Here is an 18147-nt window from a genome sequence, read left to right on the forward strand (position 1 = left end):
TCCGCGTCAGCATCCGCATCAGCGTCCGTATCATCAATATCAACAGCGATCACAGAAGCCGGAACAGACTCGTTGCCTGCTGCATCGGTCAATGTGACAGCCAGTGTTTCGCCGTTAACCTGAAGCGGATCCAGGGTGACTTGAAAATTACCGTCGTCGCCGACCGTGCCAGTACCGATCACGTTGCCATCGGCGTCTTTCACGGTAACGGTCGCGCGCGGTTCGCCCTTGCCGGTGACGGTGCTGCCATCTTCGCCGACCACCAGGTTGGTTGGGGCATCCGGGGCGATGGTGTCCCCCGCGATGACGATGCCTGGCAGGGATTCCTTGCCCGAGAAGTTGCGCAGGAACACGCGTAGCCGCTCGCCATTGATGTGCAGCGAGTTCAGTTGCACCAGGAATGTTCCGTCATCTGCCACTGTTCCGCTGCCGACCACTTCACCAGCATCGTTGAGGATGATGACTTTGTGGGCCGCGGCGCCTTCACCGCTGAGCGTGTCACCCACGTCACTGATTGCCAGGTTGCGCGGCGCAAGCGGTGTCTCAATATCGGCGACAACCAGCGCACCCGGAGCCGACTCATTGCCGGCAGCGTCTTTGAGCGTGATCGCCAGGCTTTCGCCTTCGGGCGCGGGTGTGTCGAGCGAAACCTGGAAATTGCCATCCGCGCCGACGGTGCCCGTACCGATCACATTGCCGCTGGCATCCTTGATGCTCACGGCAGCGTTCGGTTCACCTTTACCGCTGACAGTTGCGCCATCGGCACTGATCACCAGGTTGGTCGGCGCATCCGGGGCGGTGCTGTCGCCCGCCACCACGGGGCTGGCGGACGATTCATTGCCGGCAGCATCCTTGAGGGTGACTTGCAGGGTTTCGCCATTGGTTTGCGCAGTTCCCAGGGTGACCTGGAAGTTGCCTTCAGCATCCACGGTGCCGGTGCCGAGGACCTCGCCATTGGCATCCTTGATGATCACGGTCGAATTAGGCTCGCCCTTACCGCTGACGGTTGTACCGTCTGCACTGACGGCCAAACCGTTCGGTGCGGCGGGGGCGGTTGTATCACCCGCTACCACAGACGCAGGTTGCGATTCCTGACCCGCGGCATCCTTGAGGACGACTTGCAGGGTTTCGCCATTGGTTTGCGGCTTGTCCAGGTTGACCTGGAAGTTGCCGTCGGTACCCACAGTGCCTGTGCCCAGTACGTTACCGGCGGCATCCTTGACCGTGACGGTGGTGCCAGGCTGACCTTTACCGCTGACCACCGTGCCCGCGCTGTTGACCGATAAACCGGTCGCAGCACCGGGTGCAGGAACTGGCGTTTGATGATGATGGCCACCACCACCGCCACCACCGCTCAATGCCGCGGCGGTACCGCCGACGGCGAGGATGCCCAAGCCCCACAGCACCCAGTCCGGCACCGCACTGTCAGCGGCAATGGCTGCCACACCCAGGTCGTCCAGGGTCGAGATTTCGGTGAAGTTGAAACCCGAATACGGCGTGGAATAGTTGCCGAGCAACAATGTTCCGTCGGCATTTTCCAGAACCAGTTGGTTAGCGGAGCCGTCGGCTCCCACTACAAAAAAGTTCTGAATGGTGATGGTTTCTCCAGACTTCAGAGTGACCACCAGGTTTTGGCCGGACTGTTGAAACGATTGAACGCTTTCTTGTCCGAACGGCAGTTTTACAATGCTGGTTCCCTTGAGGCTGGCGTTGCCAAAGGCATGCTCTGTCGCCGTCCCCGTTGCCTTGTCGACAATAGTTATGTTTTTCATCTCTCACCCGTTTTTTATATGGACACACGTATTTCAGCGCGAGCGAATGCCCACGACGGTAGTTACCGCCGAGCACGAAACTCTTTTTGCGTTTATATAGGACTGGTCAGGATTTACAGCGATCAACCGACGCCGGTTTCTTCACGACATTGCAGACCCACACGCGTGCGCTTGCAACACGCTGACACCGAATGAGGTGGCACATCCTTGGCGTCAGAATAAGCCTGCCCGGGCCTTGGGCTGGACTGCATCGCAGCCCAGAGGTCGAGCAACCGGGAGAGGTGGCGGGCCAGGATGCGGGCTTTTTCAAGTTCCAGGGCGGCCTCGTTCGATGAGGCCGATAGCCCTGGGAAACCCGATGTACGCATCCATTCGCTAGCCATCTCTGACACACCTGCACAACTTTGAAAGTACAACGCTTCGGCGGAAGTTATCGAGACGCAGCAACCATGACCACGCTCGCAAAACCGATACTAGCGAGGCAATAGTCAACATCAAAGAGAAATGTAAACACGCAATAAACATGGGTATTTAATGAGGGAAGCCACGACAAACCGAACACACACAACCGAGAAATAAATTATAACGGCATGATAATCGAGCGCTCCATGGACACTCACCAAATGAATAACCCATAATCAAAAACATGATATTTCAGCGTCACACCTGAAACTTGTAAAAGTTTATTTCACAACTATAACAATGCAAAAAAACCTTATCCCTAGGCATTAGTCGATAAGTAATACCGCCCTCCCACAAACGTCGCGAAGGGGTTTATTCAGGCCAAAAAAAAGCACCAGTAGTGAGCTGGTGCTGGAAGGTCTACGCAGTAAAAATCAGGGGCCCACAGTGAAGAAGGACAATTGCCCTACTTTGGTTTTCGATAGCTGTTGATGATCGCCGAGAAGTCCTTGCCCCCTTCCCCACGTTGGCTCATCGATTGATACAACTGCTGCGCCACTGCGCCGAGGATCACCGGCTGGTGTGCCTGGCGGGCCGCTTCAGTGGCCAGTCCCAGATCCTTGAGCATCAGTTCTGCACCAAACCCACCGGTATAACCCCGGGACGACGGCGCCGTCTCGATAATCCCTGGCCATGGGTTGTAGGTGTCCGAACTCCAGCAGCGCCCGGTGGAGCTGTTGATGATTCCCGCCAACACTTGGGTGTCGATGCCCAGCGCATCGCCCAGGGCCATGGCTTCGCTGACGCCGACCATGGTGATACCCAGCAGCAGGTTGTTGCAGATCTTGGCGATTTGCCCGGTGCCGACTTCGCCGCAATGCACGATGTTGCGGCCCATCTGCGCCAATACCGGCTGCAGGGTGGCGAACAGTTCCGGGGTAGCGCCGACCATGAAGGTCAACGTCCCGGCCTGGGCACCGCCGGTGCCGCCGGACACTGGAGCATCCGCCATCACCACGCCTTGTTTCGCTGCCGCCGCCGCTACATCGCGGGCGGTCTGCGGGTCGATGGTGCTGCAATCCACCGCCGGCACGCCTTTGCCGATGCCGGCGAGCACGCCGTCTTCACCGAGCCACACACTGCGCACATGGGCCGCAGCCGGGAGCATGGTCACCACCAACTCGGCGCCTTCGGCTGCCGCGCGCGGTGAAGCGCTGATGGTGCCGCCCAGTTCCGCCAGTTCCTTGAGCACGGTCTGGTTCAGGTCGAACAGGTTCAGCGCATGGCCAGCCTTGATCAGGTTGCGCGCCATCGGCGCGCCCATGTTGCCCAGGCCGATAAATGCAATCTTCATGGTCGTCTCCTCGATCAGCGCAGGTTGATGGTGGTGTTGACGCCATCGTTGACGCTGTCGTCGTCGAACCAGCGGCTGGTGACGGTTTTGGTCTGGGTGTAGAACTGCACCACTTGCTTGCCGTACGGGCCCAGGTCGCCGAGTTTCGAACCACGGGAACCGGTGAAGCTGAAGAACGGAACCGGCACGGGGATCGGGATGTTGATGCCGACCTGGCCCACATCGATTTCGCTCTGGAATTTACGCGCCGCCGCGCCGCTCTGGGTGAACAGGCCGGTGCCGTTGCCGAACGGGTTGGCGTTGACCAGGGCGATGGCTTGGTCGAGGGTGTCGACTTCCAGCACCACCAGCACCGGGCCGAAGATTTCCTGGGTGTAGATCTGCATGTCGGTGGTCACGCCGGAGAACAACGTCGGGCCGACGAAATTGCCGTCCTCGAAACCCGGCACCTTGATGCCGCGGCCATCCAGCTCCAGCTTGGCACCTTCTTTTACGCCGCTTTCGATCAGGTCGAGAATGCGTGCCTTGGCGCGCTTGGAGATTACCGGACCCACATCGGTACCGGCTTCGCTGCCGGCGTTCACCTTGAGTTTTTGCGCCAGGGCCTTGAGGTCTGGCAGCCATTGTTTGGCCGCGCCCACCAGCACCACCACGGAAGTTGCCATGCAACGCTGACCGGCCGCACCGAAACCGGCGCCGACCAGGGCGTTCAGGGTTTGCTCGCGATTGGCGTCCGGCAGCACCACGGCGTGGTTCTTGGCGCCCATCATCGATTGCACGCGCTTGCCGTGTTTACCGGCGAGGTCGTAGACGTGAGTCCCCACGGCGGTCGAACCGACGAAGGACACGGCCTTGATATCTTTGTGGGTGCACAGCGCATCCACCACGTCCTTGCCGCCGTGAACCACGTTCAGCACACCGGCTGGCACCCCGGCTTCCAGCGCCAGTTCAACCAGCAGCAGGGTCGACAGCGGGTCCTGTTCCGATGGCTTGAGTACGAACGTGTTACCGCAGGCAATGGCCATCGGGAACATCCACAGCGGAATCATCGCCGGGAAGTTGAACGGGGTGATGCCGGCGCACACGCCGATCGGCTGGCGCAGGGTGTAGGTGTCCACACCGCCCGCGACGTTTTCAGCGAATTCGCCCATCTGCAGGGTGCCGATGGAGCACGCGTGCTCGACCACTTCCAGGCCACGGAAAATGTCGCCTTCAGCGTCGGCAATGGTCTTGCCCTGCTCGGCACTCAGGACCACGGCGATGCGCTTGGAGTGCTCGCGGATCAAGGCTTGCAGCTTGAGCATGATGCGCATGCGCGCACCGATCGGCGTCAGCTTCCAGGTCTGGAAGGCGCGATGGGCGGCGTCGATGGCAGCGTTGACTTCTTCAGGGGTGGAAAACGGTACGCGGGCCAGCACTTGCTGGGTAGCGGGGTTGACGATGTCTTGCCATTCGGTGGTCCTGGATTCGACCCACTCGCCGTTGATCAGCAGCTTGACCTGTTTTACGGAAATATCGGCAGATGCGTTCATGTGGTCTCCAATTCTTGTAGGTATGCAGAGAACCAAGGCGTTGAATCGCCTTGAGGATGAGGCGTTCGGACTGTTTTTGGAGTATAGATGTGCAAACTTCTAATAAGAACGCACATAAAAGCCGGTCCAATATGCAAAAAAACATCACGTCACTGGGCTCCCTGAACTGGGATGACCTGAAGTTTTTCCTCGAAGTCGCCCGTACCCGCAAGGCCAGCGTCGCCGCCAAGCGCCTGGCGGTGGACTACACCACGGTGTCGCGGCGCATTACCTCCCTTGAAGGATCCTTGGGCACTCTCCTGTTTGAAAAATCCCGGACCAACGGCTTCGTATTGACCACCGAAGGCCAGCGCCTGCTGGGTTACGCCGAGTCCATCGAAAGCACGTTGCACATGGCCTGCGAACAGGTTTCCGGCTCCGGCGTGGCGCTGTCCGGCCACGTGCGCATGGGCTGCACCGAAGGGTTCGGCAGCTTCTTCGTCACCCCGCAACTGAGCCACTTCGTCGACACCTACCCGGCGATCTCGGTGGACATCCTGCCCCTGCCCCACTTCATCAGCCTGTCCAAGCGCGAGGCGGATATCGTCATCGCCCTGGAGCGGCCGGAACACGGGCCGTACGTGTGCTGCAAGCTGTGCGACTACAAGCTGCAGCTGTACGCGACGCAGGAATACCTGGACCAGCACCCGCCCATCCGCCGGGCGGCGGACCTGGCCGAGCATCCGTTTATCAGCTACGTGGATGATTTAGCGTTCAGTTCAGAGCTGCTGTACCTGGCCAATGTAGTGCCCGGCGCCAGCGCCAGTTTGCGCAGCACCAGCGTGATTGCGCAGTACGTGGCGGCGCAGCAAGGGCGCTCGCTGGCGATCCTGCCGTGCTTTTTGGCGGCACAGGACCCGCGGTTGCTGCCGGTGCTTTCGAAGGAGATAAACATTACGCGGCAGTTCTGGATGTACTGCCGCGAGGACTTGAGGAAGTTGAAACGGATCACCCTGCTGTGGGATTACATCCGTGAGGTGACGGAGCAGAATCAGCCGTTGTTGATGGGGGAAACGCGGGAGATGGTGTTTGCCGATTAAATAAAATGTGGGAGCCGGGCTTGCCCGCGATAGCAGTGTGTCAGTCACCCAATACATCAACTGATCCACCGCCATCGCGGGCAAGCCCGGCTCCCACATTGATTGCATTCCAACTCGAACTGCCCGAAAGCCAGACTAGTCCGCAATCACCACAATCGACACCCGGCGATTCTCGGTTCGCCCCGCCGCTGTCGCGTTGGACGCCACCGGCTCGCTGCTGCCCAGTCCGCGCAGTTGTACGTTTTCTTCTTTCATCCCAACGCCTGCCAACACGTGCGCAACGCTTTTGGCTCGGCGCAGGGACAGTTGCTGGTTGTAGGTTTCCTTGCCCGAGGCGTCGGTGTGGCCGTCGACCCGCACGCGCTCAATGCCCACGCCCAGCAGCGCCTTGCCGATGCGCTGGACGATCTCGGTGCTGGGGGCATTCAGACTTTCGACGTCGCTGCCAAACAGCACCTTGCCCGAGAGGCCGAAGGCCCAGCCTTCGTCAGTCAGTTCAAAACCCTGCTGTTTGAGCACGGCGATTTGCGCCGGTGTCAGGCCTTTTGGCGGCGGGGTCTGGCAGCCGCTCAGGGCGAGCAGAGCCACGAGCAAGGTGATGAATAAAAAGCGTGCGGTCGAGAACAAGGGATCAACTCCTGTGTTGAACGTCGGCGGCGGGGGACTCCGATTCCGCCGTTTGCTGGCCCCCCTGGGAAAGCCGTTTGGCCTGGTACATCGCCGCGTCGGCGGCGTTGAGCAGGTTACCGGGGGTGGCGCCATGATCAGGGTAGACGGCGATGCCGATACTGAGTGAGGTCAATACGTGGGCGTCGCCGGGCAGCGCAATGGGCGCGTCCATGCTGGCGATGATTTTTTCGGCAATGCGCTGGGCGTCCTCAAGTCGGTGCAGAGGCGACAGCAAGATGGCGAATTCATCGCCGCCCAGGCGTGCCACCAGGTCGTCTTCACGCAGTTGCGCACGAATGCGCGTAGCCACTGCCACCAATACCGCATCGCCGGCGGCGTGGCCGAAGTTGTCGTTGATGTCTTTAAAGCGGTCGCTGTCGAGGAACAAGACCGCCACTTTCTCGTTGAGCTTGGCGGCGCTGCGCAGGGCGCGGATCAGCCGCCCTTCGAAGAACGCACGGTTGGGCAGCCCGGTCAGGCTGTCGTGGCTGGCCTGGTGGGCGAGGGTTTCGTTTTCGCTTTGCAGGTGGGTCTGCCAGGCCTCCAGTTCGTCGAGCAGGGCATTGAAGTCATTGCCCAGGCTGTCGAGTTCGGCGATTTTCGCCGGCGGTACGCGTCGGTCAAAGGCCCGCTCGCTTCGGGCAGCGTGGGCCACCGAGGCCAGGCTGTGCAACGGCCCGGTGATGCCGCGTAACAAACGCCGCGCCAGGTACAGTGCAACCCAGGCGCTGAGGGCGGTGCACACCAGAATCCCGGCCAGGCCGCTGAGCAGGAAGCGCAACAGGCTGCCGCCGTGGCCGGTCAGGTGCACGCTGCCGATGACCTGGCCCTGGTGCAGGATCGGCTGGGTGATGGGTTGTTCGAGCAGGGCATGCGCCAACTGCAGCTCAATCATCGACAGCATCCCGGTTTCAGGGCGCTCCCAATGGGCCAGTTGCTTGCCGTCGACGTTGAAGACTTCCGCCTCGGCCACTTCTTCCTCCGAGGCGATCACGCCCAACGCCTCGGTGGCCGCCGCGCTGTCGTTGAACACCACGGCCGCTTCCACGGTGTAGTTGATGGAGCGGGCGATCAGGTGCAGATTGTGGTCGGCATACACCCGCAGCGCGAGCACGCCGAGCAGGGTCAGGGAGATACTGGCCATGCTGACGGCCATCAGCGCCAGGCTCAGGTGCCCGCGCCCGATCACTGAACGCAAGGTAGGACGCACTGGCGCCTTATCGACACTCATGACCCCAGCGCTCGACGTCGGGACAGCTGCAGCACACTCGGATGAATGCGCACACCGCTACGGGCAACGGAATCCAGGTTGACCTCGAACGACACCTGTTCGTCGGCTACCCGCAGGCAGAACAGGCTGCCCACGGTGCATTGGTCGCCGCCTTCGCTGATGCTGAGCACCGGATGGCCGATCAATGCCGCGAACAGGCGGCTGCGCTCGTCGCTGGTCAATTGGCCGATGTACACGGCATCGCAGGCATTGGCGATGTCTGGATGGTCGGCCAGCAAACGCTGCACCACTACCGGACGGCCGGTAGCCTGGGTGGTGCCTTTGACCAGGTCATCGGTGTATTGGGTTGGCCCGACGATGCACAAACGCAATTGCGCGGGCTCTACCGGCCAGCGGGCGTAACTGAGAATTCCCAGGACCACTTGGGTGACGGCCTTGGCCCGCTGATCGGCCATGCCGGCAGGCGGCTGGGCAAAAACGAGGGGCGTGAACACGCACAGAAGCGCCAACAGCAGCATTCGTCTCCAGCTCAAACTTCGCTCTGTGGGCGAGACAGCCACGTTCATGCAGCGATTCTCTTTGATCTTCTCGGGATGATGCCGCAACGATAGCACAACGGCGGAAACCCCCCGAGGCGACACCCAGGAGGATTCCGACATTTTATTAAGAAAAATCACACATTTGGATCAGAAAATTTAGATGTCCCATCGGTCAGCTTCTTTGACGATCAAGTGCCCAGTTCCAGCATCAGCCCACTCAAGCGTTTCACCTTGCGGCTCACCGCCTCTTCGAATACGCCACCCCGGGGTTCGATCAGGCTGAACCAGTCCTTGGCGCGGGTGATGCCGGTGTAGATCAGCTCTTTGGTAAGCACCGGGTTCAAGGCGTCCGGCAAAATCAGTGCGGTGTGGGTGAATTCAGAGCCCTGAGATTTATGCACCGTCATCGCGTAGACGGTTTCGACGTCGTTGAGCCGGCTGGGCAACACAAACCGTACGCCGCCCTGGCCATCGTTGCGCGGGAACGCGACGCGCAGAACCTGCGGCCCGCCGTCGCTTTCGGGCAGCTTGAGGGCGATACCGATATCGCCGTTCATCAGGCCCAGGCCGTAATCGTTGCGAGTCATCAACACCGGGCGTCCTTCGTACCATTGCTGGTCGCTGTCGATCAGCCGGGCCTTGAGCAGCGCGGCGGTGATGCGCAGGTTCAAGCCCTCCACGCCCCATGGGCCCTTGCGTACGGCGCAGAGCAACTGGAATGCGTCGAAGGCTTTCAGCAGCTTTTGCGCCCAGAGCGTCCAGGCCTCGTCATCCCGTGGCGTCTCCAGGGACGGACGCGCGGTCTGCAGCAGTTTCAGGTAATGGCGATAACCGTGGGCACCGTCGCCATGGCCATCCAGCACCAGGCGCTCCAGGGCATGGTCCTGCTCGCCCTTGAGGCTGACGCAAAACAGGTCGGCATGGCTGCGGGCAGCCAGCAGTTTGCGGGCCTGCTCAGGGTTTTGCTGGTTGACCCAGCGGGCCAGTTGGCCAATGCCGCTGCCTTCGCCGAAACGCCGCGAGTAACGCAGCATCACCACTTGTTGCGCCAAGGGGTGGCTACCGTCGAGGTCTTCCTGCAGGCCGCTGGCGCCGAGGTCTTCGCCGCTGACCTGTTGCAGCCACTGGCGGGTTTGCGGGCTGTAGAAACCGGCTTCGGCGTCGCGGCACAAATCCCCCAGCACCGCCCCGGCTTCAACCGAGGCCAACTGGTCCTTGTCACCCAGCAGCACCAGGCGAGCATGGGGTGGCAATGCGTCCAGCAGGTTGGCCATCATTTCCAGGTCGATCATCGAGGCTTCGTCCACTACCAGCACATCCAGGGGCAACGGATTGCCGATGTGATGCCGGAAGTGCCGGGTGCCGGGACGGCTGCCGAGCAAACGGTGAACGGTGGTGACCTGGGTCGGGATTTTTTCCTTCACCGCATCAGGCACTTTCAGCGACAGCACTTGCTGGCTGATGGACTCGGTCAAGCGCGCGGCCGCCTTGCCGGTGGGCGCGGCCAGACGGATGCGCAACGCGCTGCCCGCTTCCACGGCGGGGGCCTGCAACAGCGCAAGCAAACGCACCACCGTGGTGGTCTTGCCGGTACCCGGCCCGCCGGTGACGATGCTGAATGCACCGCGGGTGGCCAAGGCGCAGGCGAGTTTTTGCCAGTCGACAACACCGTCTGGCGGGGCCTGGTCGAACAGGCGATTCAGGCGTTCGGGCAGATCGGCGGCAACGCTTTCCCGGGTGGCGAGTCGCAGGCGCAAAGCGCTGTCGATACGCCGTTCGTAGGTCCAGTAGCGGCGCAAGTACAGGCGTTTGCCCGACAGCACCAGTGGCCGGCTTTGCGCCTCCTCGCTGCCGTCGACGGCCAGTGCCACCAGACGGCTGGCGGCCAGGGCATGGCACCAATGGGCGCCGTCCAGGCCGTCGAGCAACTGTGATGGCAGCAGCATGACGCCGGTTTGCACATCGCCTTCGGGTGGCAGCGACAGAGCAAAATCCGGGGCCTTGAGGGTTTCGAACAGGTCCAGGCATACATGGCCATGGCCCAGTTGGTGGCTGGTCAGGGCCGCGGCCAGCAGGACTAAAGGATCAGCCTGCGGATCGAGTTCGTGGAGGAAGCCGACAAAGGCCTTGTCCAGCGCGCGCAACCAGCCGCGCTGCACCCAGAGATCGAGCAGTTGCACTAGGTCGGCGGCGCGGCTGAGGGGCGTCAGCTCCTCAAGCGGTAACGGCGACAGGCTCATAGCAGCTCTCCTTGTTCCCAGGCGGGCTCGGCCTTGGGTGGCAGCGGTTTGCCCTGGAACAGCAGGTCCAGGCTTTCGATCAATTCCCGGGGTGGTCGGGTGAAATACGCGCCCTGGCTCGCGGAATGGGTGCCCCGCAGGAACAGGTATAACGCGCCGCCGACGTGACGGTCGTAGTCGTAATCCGGCAGCCGCGCCTTCAGCTGGCGATGCAGGGCCAGCAGGTAAAGTACGTATTGCAGGTCGTAACGATGGTCGAGGATCGACAGTTCCATGGCCTGCTGCGTGTAGGCCGAATCATCGGGACCAAGCCAATTGGATTTGTAGTCGGCCACGTAGTAGCGGCCTTCGTGCTCAAAGGTCAGGTCGATAAAACCCTTGAACATGCCATTGAGCAGCACCGGTTCGGCGGCCACGCGGGATACGCCATTGTGAGTGTGCTGGCACACCAGTTTGTCGAGTGCGAGGACGTCGACCTTGTGGCTGGCAAACCAGAATTCCATTTCGATCTGGTACTGCCGCAACTCGCTAAGGGCCACCTGCCCGTTGCCCAGCGGCAACCGGGCTTGCAACAGATGCCCGAGCCAACCGCCGAGTGTGCCGATCCAGCCTTCCCAGCCGCGTCGGTTGCAGCGGCGGGCGACCGCATCTTCGATGGCCTCCGGGGTAACATTGAAGCCTTCGCCGCCCGCCCATTCCAGCAGGCCATGGAGAAAGGTGCCGGGATTCGGCCCGCGTGGGAAACGGTGAATATCGCCACCGGAAGCCGGCACTTCGCGTGGGGCATCCGGGTCGAGGCGTTCGTCATCGAACAGCTTCTGCGCTTGTGGGCTTTCCGGCGCTTCGAGGCTCGCCGCACTCATGCTCTCGCCGATACGCAGCGCACTGTAGGAAGCGATCCACCAGTTTTCTGCCGCCTTGCGCTTGGGCAGCAGCGGCGCGAGCAAGGTGGCTTCGTTACGCGGCGGGTGGAATACGACCGCATCGGCCTCGGGCATTTCTGCGTAATGCAGTGCCGGGCAACCCTCCTGCAGGTCAAGCAACCAGCGGGCCAGGCCGCCGGACTCGCCAAGTGCGGCGCCGCCGCCGAGCAAGTAGCCCAGGGCCGACAGGTGCAGCACCGAGCTGTTGTTATTGCCACGCTTGAGGTCGGCGATGCCCAGCCAGCAGGCGTGTTTGGCGCGGGTCAGCGCCACGTAAAACAGACGCAAGTCTTCGGCCAGGCGCTCATCGTCGGCTTGGGCGATCAACTCGGCGGTGGGCCTGAGGCTGACCTGGGATTTGCCGTTTGCGTCGTGGTAATGCAACGGCAGGCGGCTGCCATCAACCGGTTTTGCCGAGCAAATGAACGGCAGGAAAACCAGGTCGTATTCCAGCCCCTTGGATTTGTGGATCGTTACCACTTTGACCAGTTGTTCATCACTTTCCAGGCGCAGGATCTGCTCTTCACCGGCCTGGCCGGAAAGCGCGAGATGTTCGGCCAGATGGCGAATCAGCGCTTGTTCACCGTCCAGCTCTGCGGCCGCCTGTTGCAGCAATTCCGAGAGGTGCAACAGGTTGGTCAATACCCGCTCGCCATCGCTGCGCGTGATCAGGGTTTGCGGCAATTTGAAGTCGTGCAACAGGCGCCGCAGCATCGGCAGCACGCCTTGGGTGCGCCAGATCGTACGGTAATCGCGGAACTGCATTACGCGTTGTTCCCACGCCAGTTCGTCCTGGTTCAGACGCTCCAGTTCGGGCAGCGACAGGTTCAAGGTGACGCAAGCCAGGGCGGCGCGCAGTGGGCGCTCGACGTCCGGCTCGGCACAGGCCTTGAGCCAGGCCAGCAGGTCGTGGGCTTCCTGGGCGGCGAACACGGAATCCTTATCGGAAAGGTAAACGCTGCGCACGCCACGGGCAGCCAGTTCACCGCGCACGGCCTGGGCTTCCTTGCCGTCGCGCACGAGGATGGCGATGTCTGACGGCAGCACGCCTTTGAAGCTAGCGTCTTTGCCGAGGAATCCGGCAGTTCCCTGCTGGCCGCCATTGAGTAACGCGACGATTTGACTGGCGCAGGACGCGGCCAACTGTTGGCGGTAGAGCACGCCGGAGATCGGCTGGTCGGTGGGTAGATGCCAGAGATTCAGCGCAGGCAACGTCTGACCGTTGACCTGCAGTTGTTCCTTACGGCCTTGGGACAATACCGACTGGAACGGCACCGGATTCGTACCGTCGGGTTCACGGAACAGGAACGCTCCACGGCCTTTTTCTGCGCGCTGGAATACGTGGTTTACCGCCTCGACCATGGCGTGGCTCGAACGGAAGTTGGTGCCCAGGGTGTGATGGCGGCCGGTGGTGGACTGGCGCGCGCGCAGGTAGGTGTAGATGTCGGCGCCACGAAAGGCGTAGATCGCCTGCTTTGGATCGCCGATCAGGAACAGGCCGCTGTCGAGGTGATTTTCTTCGATGCGGTAGATGCTGTCGAAGATGCTGTATTGCACCGGGTCGGTGTCCTGGAATTCGTCGATCAGGGCGACCGGGAATTGCTCGCGGATCACGCTGGCCAAACGCTCGCCGCCGTCGGCTTGCAGGGCGGCGTTGAGGCGGATCAGCATGTCGTCGAAGCCCATTTCGGCGCGCCGGCGCTTTTCTTCTTCGAAGCGTTTCCCCACCCAGCCGGCGGCGTGTTGCAGTACAGCAGCATCGGGCGTTGGCAGGGCGTCGAGGCTGGCCTTGAGACTGGCCATGGCGTCGATACCCGGATGGCGTGGTGGTTCGCCTTTCCAGGCTTCGGCCATGCCGTCGGGGGTCAGGCGGGTGAAACCGGTGCCGATGTCCAGTTGTTCGAGAGACTCGTCAGCTGCCCAGGCGCTGATTTTTTCGAACCAGGGTTCGAAGTAACGGGCTTGCATCTTGCGACCATCGACGGCTTTGGCGGCGACGGCCTGCAGGCAAATGTTGCGCAATTCTTCTGCCCATTGTTGCCAGGGTGCCTTGAGCGCGACGAGGGCTTGGCGGCGCTCTTGCAGGCATTCGTTGATCAGCTCGGCGGGGTCACGCGTTTCATCCGTGGGCCGCTCGCTGCCGAACAGCGCGCGTACCCGTGGCATCAGGGCCGCCGGGCCGCCCCAATTGTTGCGCACCCAGTTCAGCGCATCGTCGTGCATCGGGTAGCAGAACAGCCGCCAGTAGTCGCGCAGCACTTCGCCGAGCAGGTCGCTGTGGTCGGTCTCCAGGGTCTGGGTGAACAGGCTCCCGCTGTCGAAGGCGTGCTCGCGCAGCATGCGCTGGCACCAGCTGTGAATGGTCGAGACGGCGGCTTCATCCATCCACTGGGCGGCGATGTCCAGGCGATTGGCACAGCCGGGCCATTGTTCGGGGCTGTATTGGTCGCGCAGTTCGGCGATCAACGCGTCGGGTTCTTCGATTTCTTCGCGGAAAAAACGCGCGGCTTCTGCCAGACGGATTCGGATGCGTTCACGCAGCTCTTTGGTGGCGGCATCAGTAAAGGTCACGACGAGAATTTGCGGCGGCAGCAACTCGCGGCCGAAGCCCGATTCGTCCCCTCCGTGGCCGAGTACCAGACGCAGGTAGAGCGCTGAGATGGTAAATGTCTTGCCTGTGCCGGCACTGGCTTCGATCAGTTGGCTGCCCTTGAGCGGGAAGGCCAGGGCCAGGGGTTTTGTACCGCTCATGCGCTGGCCTCCGCGCTGGTGAGTGATCGCCAGGGAGCGTTGATCAACGGTCGATAGAGGGTTTCGCACCAGCCTTCGAACTCTTCGCTGGCCATCAAGGCGGCGTAGTCGGGGAACTGTCGGATGAGCGCAGGGCTTTCACCGCGCTCGCCGTCGCTGGTTTGGCCGTCGCCTTCGTAGGCTTTGCTGGCGGCGGCTTGCGCTTTGGCCGGGTCGGTTTGACCGAGCCAGGCGAATGCGGTTTTAACGGCGACCGGCAGTGGTTCGCTCATGCCGGTTTTCCAGGCGAGCAGCAGGTTGCCGAGGAGCTCCCGGGCTGTGGCTTGCTCAAGTGGGGCCAATAGCAGTGTGTCGTCGCTGGCGACCAGGCCGGTACTTAACGGAAGGCCGCAGGCACAGGCCACCAGGTGGTTGACCCATGGGCGAATCAGGCGATGCCACTTACGGGTCTTGATCGAGCCGATGCTGTTGGGGATGGCGGTGAGGCTTAGAAAGCCGCCATCGCTGCGTTGATGCAGGCCACTGATCCAACCTTCCAGTTGGATGCCTTGATGCTCAAAACTGATCGGTTCGGCGCTGGTGTGCGCAGTGGGCCAGAGTGCCAGGAGTTGCTGGTAACGCTGCAACAGGTCGGGCAGAGGCTCGATCAGTTCTTTGCGCAGGCATTCGCCGAAACCAACCATCGGCAACAAGCCACTGCCTTGCAGACGCAGGGCCTGGGCGTTGAGGGCTTCGTCGAGATTGTCGGGGCGGGTGAGTGCCGCCGTGAGCAAACTGTCGCTCAGGCTATAGCGCTGCAGTGCATCGAGGACGAAGGGTTCTTCATCTTCCAGCGGGACTTCGGCGGCTTCGAAAAACACTTTCAGGCGCTGGCTGAAGAAGTGTTTGACCGGGTTGCGCAGGAAGTCTTGCAGTTGGCCGAGGCTCAGCGGTTCTTCCTGGGTGTAGGGTGCGAGGCTGCCGGTATCGGGCAGGCTGTCCGGGGTTGCGTGGAGCAACTGCCATTCGCGGGCGTAGCTGAACAGCTTGTCACCTTCATGGAAGTAGCGGGCGCTGAAGGGCTGGAGCGGGTGTTCCTGGGTGGTGGCTTCCAGGAGTGGTTCGCCACTGGTGGTGTGCCAGCCGCTGGCAATGTGGTCGCGCAACTGCCCGATCAGGACCGATGCCGGGCGATCACTGTTGTCGCGGATACTGCGGCCGACCCAACTGATGTAGAGCTGGTCGCGGGCGGAGAGCAGGGCTTCGAGCAACAGGTAGCGGTCGTCTTCGCGGCGTGACCGATCGCCTGGGCGGTAGTCGCTGCCCATCAGGTCGAAGTCCAGCGGCGGTTGTGCGCGTGGGTAGTCGCCATCGTTCATGCCGAGTAGGCAAACCAGCTTGAACGGGATCGCGCGCATGGGCATCAAGGTACAAAAATTGACAGCTCCCGCGAGGAAGCGCTGGGACAGCCGGCCTTGGTCGAGGCCTGCCAGCCAGGCCTCGCGGACTACGGTCAGGGGTAATTCGTCATGCAGTCCGACGGACTCGCAGGTCTCCAGCCAGGTTTCTCTCAGTTGCTCGAGTTGACCCAACAGGTAGTCGTCGTGCTCGTTGCTCGGGAGGAAGAACAACTGCATCAGGTTTTGCAGGCGCTCGCCCCACTCTGTCGGCGCGGCAGGTTGCGAAAGTGCCTGGTGGGCATCGTGCAGCGCATCGAGCAGTGCGACTAGCGGGCCGATCAAGGCCGCATCGAGGCCGCCGATTTCATCGTACGGCTCGATGCCATCGCAGGCAGAGCCCGTACCAACGGCGTAGCCCAGGAGCATGCGACGCAGGCCGAACCGCCAGCTGTTTTGCTCCAGCTCCTGGGGTAAGCCGAGGCCGGCGCGTTGTTCGGCGTTGAGGCCCCAACGGATACCGGCGCCTTCGATCCAGCGGTGCAGGGTCGGCAGGTCGCGTTCCTTGATGGCGAAGCGTTCCCGCAGGGCCGGGACGTCGAGCAGGTCGAGGATTTCGCTGACCGGAAAGCGGCTGTCCGGGAGCTTGAGCAGGTGCTCGACGGCGATCAGTAACGGATCGCGGCCGCGCTGGCCCTGGTCCGTAAGCGTGAACGGAATGAAGCGTAGGTCGCTTCTTTCAAGCTGGCCGAATACGGCGCGAATATGCGGCGCGTAGCTGTCGACGTCGGGGACCATGACGATGATGTCCCGTGGGCGCAGCGTGGGGTCGGCGCTGAAGCGCTGCAGTAACTGGTCGTGAAGAACTTCAACTTCGCGTTGGGCACTGTGGGCGATGTGGAAGCGAATGGAAGTGTCGCGCGCCAGGTCGACGCTTGGCCAGAGTTCACGGGTTTCGTTGAGGGGGCGCAGTTCGAGGATGTCGTCCTGGAGTTGGTTGAGCAAGGTGGTGGGCTCGCTCTCGCTGAACAGGTCGATACGACCGTCACGGAATGCCGAGCGGTAACTGTTGGGGTCGTCGTAGCTGTCCAACAGGTTGATGTAGTCGCGACCTTGCTTACCCCAGGCAGCGAGCAGCGGGTGGGCGTGCTGATGCAGGGTTTGCGGGTCGATGGTGACCGGCATTCCGGCCTTGCGTGCCTGGCGCTTGTATTCGTTTCGGAGCAGGTCTTTGTCGGCGACGATGTCGGACCAGTGATGGCGACAAGGGTTGTGCACACACAGCAGCACCTGGCTGAAACGGGCGAGGCCGGCAAGGGCTTCCAGCGCTTGGGCTGGCAAGGAGGAAATGCCGAAGACGATCACGCGGGAGGGCAGGCCTATCGGTGCCTGCTCCAGGCTATTGATGCGCTCGATAAAGCGTTGGTGAACTCCGGCGCGACTTTGAGCCATGCCCTCCTCTCCTACGTCCAACAGCAGGGCGCGCCATAGTTCGGCTTGCCAGCAGTTGGCCGGGCTCAAAGGTTTGGATTCGCCACGGCCATTGCGCAGTTGATGGCGACCGGCAGCCCAATCTTCCAGCCAGTCGGCACGGTAGACCTGGTATTGGTCGAACAGGTCGGCGAGGCGTTCCGCGAGTTGGTAGCGTTTGCGCAGATCCGTATCGTGGGTCAGGAAACGTTGCAGGGGTTCGAAATGGGGTTGATCGATCAGCTCGGGGAGCAGGCGCATGAGGCGCCAGGTCAGTGGGGCTTTGTCGAGCAGGGATTTGGGCGGGATCTCGTCTTTGCCTAGGACCATGCGATAGAGCTGCCACATGAAGCTGCCGGGAAGCTGCACATCAATAGCGGCAGCGATGCCGCAACCGCCCATGTCGTCGTCTTCAGGGTCTTCAGCCAGCGCCAGTTTCAGCCACTGGGCAATACCGTTGCTTTGTACCAGGGCGATTTCGTTTTCCAGGGGAGCCAGCGGGTAACGGCGCATCCAGCTGACAACCAGGCTGCGCAGCTCATCCAGGCGGTTGCCGTGAACCACCATGAATCCAGCACTGAGGGACGTCGCATCCGGCATAACGGCTTCCTTGGGAAAAGCAAAATCGAGGGATGGACTTTAGCATTGAAGACAATCGTAGGCTGCAAGTGAGGAACACTTGGAGACGCTCGCCATACTTTCCGACCGCCCAAAACAAAACCCCTGACTGCATAAGCAATCAGGGGTTCTGGAATTTAATCTTGACGATGACCTACTCTCACATGGGGGAACCCCACACTACCATCGGC

At 61.7% G+C, this 18147-nt stretch carries 10 protein-coding genes; 1 reads left to right on the top strand and 9 read right to left on the bottom strand.

The genetic code is table 11. The features are described from left to right. The 3 genes from HX869_RS27905 to HX869_RS27915 all read right to left on the bottom strand — a co-directional run. Nucleotides 1-1772, bottom strand: a 1772-nt coding sequence (locus HX869_RS27905; protein ID WP_178903976.1) for an Ig-like domain-containing protein, incomplete at its 3' end; no start/stop codon positions are given. Between the two features lie 868 nt (nucleotides 1773-2640). Then, nucleotides 2641-3528, bottom strand: coding sequence for a 3-hydroxyisobutyrate dehydrogenase (gene mmsB / locus HX869_RS27910; protein ID WP_003214181.1), 888 nt, complete (start codon nucleotides 3526-3528; stop codon nucleotides 2641-2643). A 14-nt stretch (nucleotides 3529-3542) separates the two neighbouring features. Beyond that, nucleotides 3543-5060, bottom strand: a complete 1518-nt coding sequence (locus HX869_RS27915) for a CoA-acylating methylmalonate-semialdehyde dehydrogenase (protein ID WP_008430611.1) — start codon at nucleotides 5058-5060, stop codon at nucleotides 3543-3545. 131 nt (nucleotides 5061-5191) lie between these two features. Here HX869_RS27915 and HX869_RS27920 point away from each other — a divergent pair, with 131 nt between their 5' ends. After that, nucleotides 5192-6139 carry a LysR family transcriptional regulator gene (locus HX869_RS27920; protein WP_177042349.1) on the top strand — a complete coding sequence of 316 codons (948 nt, stop codon included), beginning with the start codon at nucleotides 5192-5194 and terminating at the stop codon, nucleotides 6137-6139. Between the two features lie 135 nt (nucleotides 6140-6274). On the opposite strand, the gene HX869_RS27925 is transcribed toward HX869_RS27920, so the two are convergent. The 6 genes from HX869_RS27925 to recC form a co-directional block, all read right to left on the bottom strand. Continuing rightward, nucleotides 6275-6766: an OmpA family protein gene (locus HX869_RS27925; RefSeq protein ID WP_003214188.1), complete on the bottom strand. Its 492-nt coding sequence runs from the start codon at nucleotides 6764-6766 to the stop codon at nucleotides 6275-6277. Nucleotides 6767-6770: 4 nt separating this feature from the next. After that, nucleotides 6771-8039, bottom strand: coding sequence for a diguanylate cyclase domain-containing protein (locus HX869_RS27930; protein ID WP_003214191.1), 1269 nt, complete (start codon nucleotides 8037-8039; stop codon nucleotides 6771-6773). Further along, on the bottom strand, nucleotides 8036-8605 hold the full coding sequence (locus HX869_RS27935; RefSeq protein WP_178903977.1) for a YfiR family protein: 570 nt from the start codon (nucleotides 8603-8605) through the stop codon (nucleotides 8036-8038). The genes HX869_RS27930 and HX869_RS27935 overlap by 4 nt, the downstream gene beginning before the upstream one ends. 161 nt (nucleotides 8606-8766) lie before the next feature. Beyond that, on the bottom strand, nucleotides 8767-10818 hold the full coding sequence (gene recD, locus HX869_RS27940) for an exodeoxyribonuclease V subunit alpha (RefSeq protein ID WP_178903978.1): 2052 nt from the start codon (nucleotides 10816-10818) through the stop codon (nucleotides 8767-8769). Beyond that, nucleotides 10815-14492 carry an exodeoxyribonuclease V subunit beta gene (gene recB, locus HX869_RS27945; protein WP_178903979.1) on the bottom strand — a complete coding sequence of 1226 codons (3678 nt, stop codon included), beginning with the start codon at nucleotides 14490-14492 and terminating at the stop codon, nucleotides 10815-10817. Before recB ends, recD begins: the two co-directional genes overlap by 4 nt. Next, nucleotides 14489-17938 carry an exodeoxyribonuclease V subunit gamma gene (gene recC, locus HX869_RS27950; RefSeq protein WP_178903980.1) on the bottom strand — a complete coding sequence of 1150 codons (3450 nt, stop codon included), beginning with the start codon at nucleotides 17936-17938 and terminating at the stop codon, nucleotides 14489-14491. The genes recB and recC overlap by 4 nt, the downstream gene beginning before the upstream one ends. Nucleotides 17939-18147 lie beyond the last annotated feature (209 nt).

Source organism: Pseudomonas sp. P7779, assembly GCF_013386315.1.
In the GTDB taxonomy this organism is placed as follows: Bacteria; Pseudomonadota; Gammaproteobacteria; order Pseudomonadales; family Pseudomonadaceae; genus Aquipseudomonas.

Bases quoted from the DNA above. Each gene is read 5' to 3' on its own strand.
- mmsB (WP_003214181.1), bottom strand. From the start codon at position 3,528: ATGAAGATTGCATTTATCGGCCTGGGCAACATGGGCGCGCCGATGGCG.
- HX869_RS27915 (WP_008430611.1), bottom strand. From the start codon at position 5,060: ATGAACGCATCTGCCGATATTTCCGTAAAACAGGTCAAGCTGCTGATC.
- HX869_RS27920 (WP_177042349.1), top strand. From the start codon at position 5,192: ATGCAAAAAAACATCACGTCACTGGGCTCCCTGAACTGGGATGACCTG.
- HX869_RS27930 (WP_003214191.1), bottom strand. From the start codon at position 8,039: ATGAGTGTCGATAAGGCGCCAGTGCGTCCTACCTTGCGTTCAGTGATC.
- HX869_RS27935 (WP_178903977.1), bottom strand. From the start codon at position 8,605: ATGAACGTGGCTGTCTCGCCCACAGAGCGAAGTTTGAGCTGGAGACGA.
- recD (WP_178903978.1), bottom strand. From the start codon at position 10,818: ATGAGCCTGTCGCCGTTACCGCTTGAGGAGCTGACGCCCCTCAGCCGC.
- recB (WP_178903979.1), bottom strand. From the start codon at position 14,492: ATGAGCGGTACAAAACCCCTGGCCCTGGCCTTCCCGCTCAAGGGCAGC.
- recC (WP_178903980.1), bottom strand. From the start codon at position 17,938: ATGCCGGATGCGACGTCCCTCAGTGCTGGATTCATGGTGGTTCACGGC.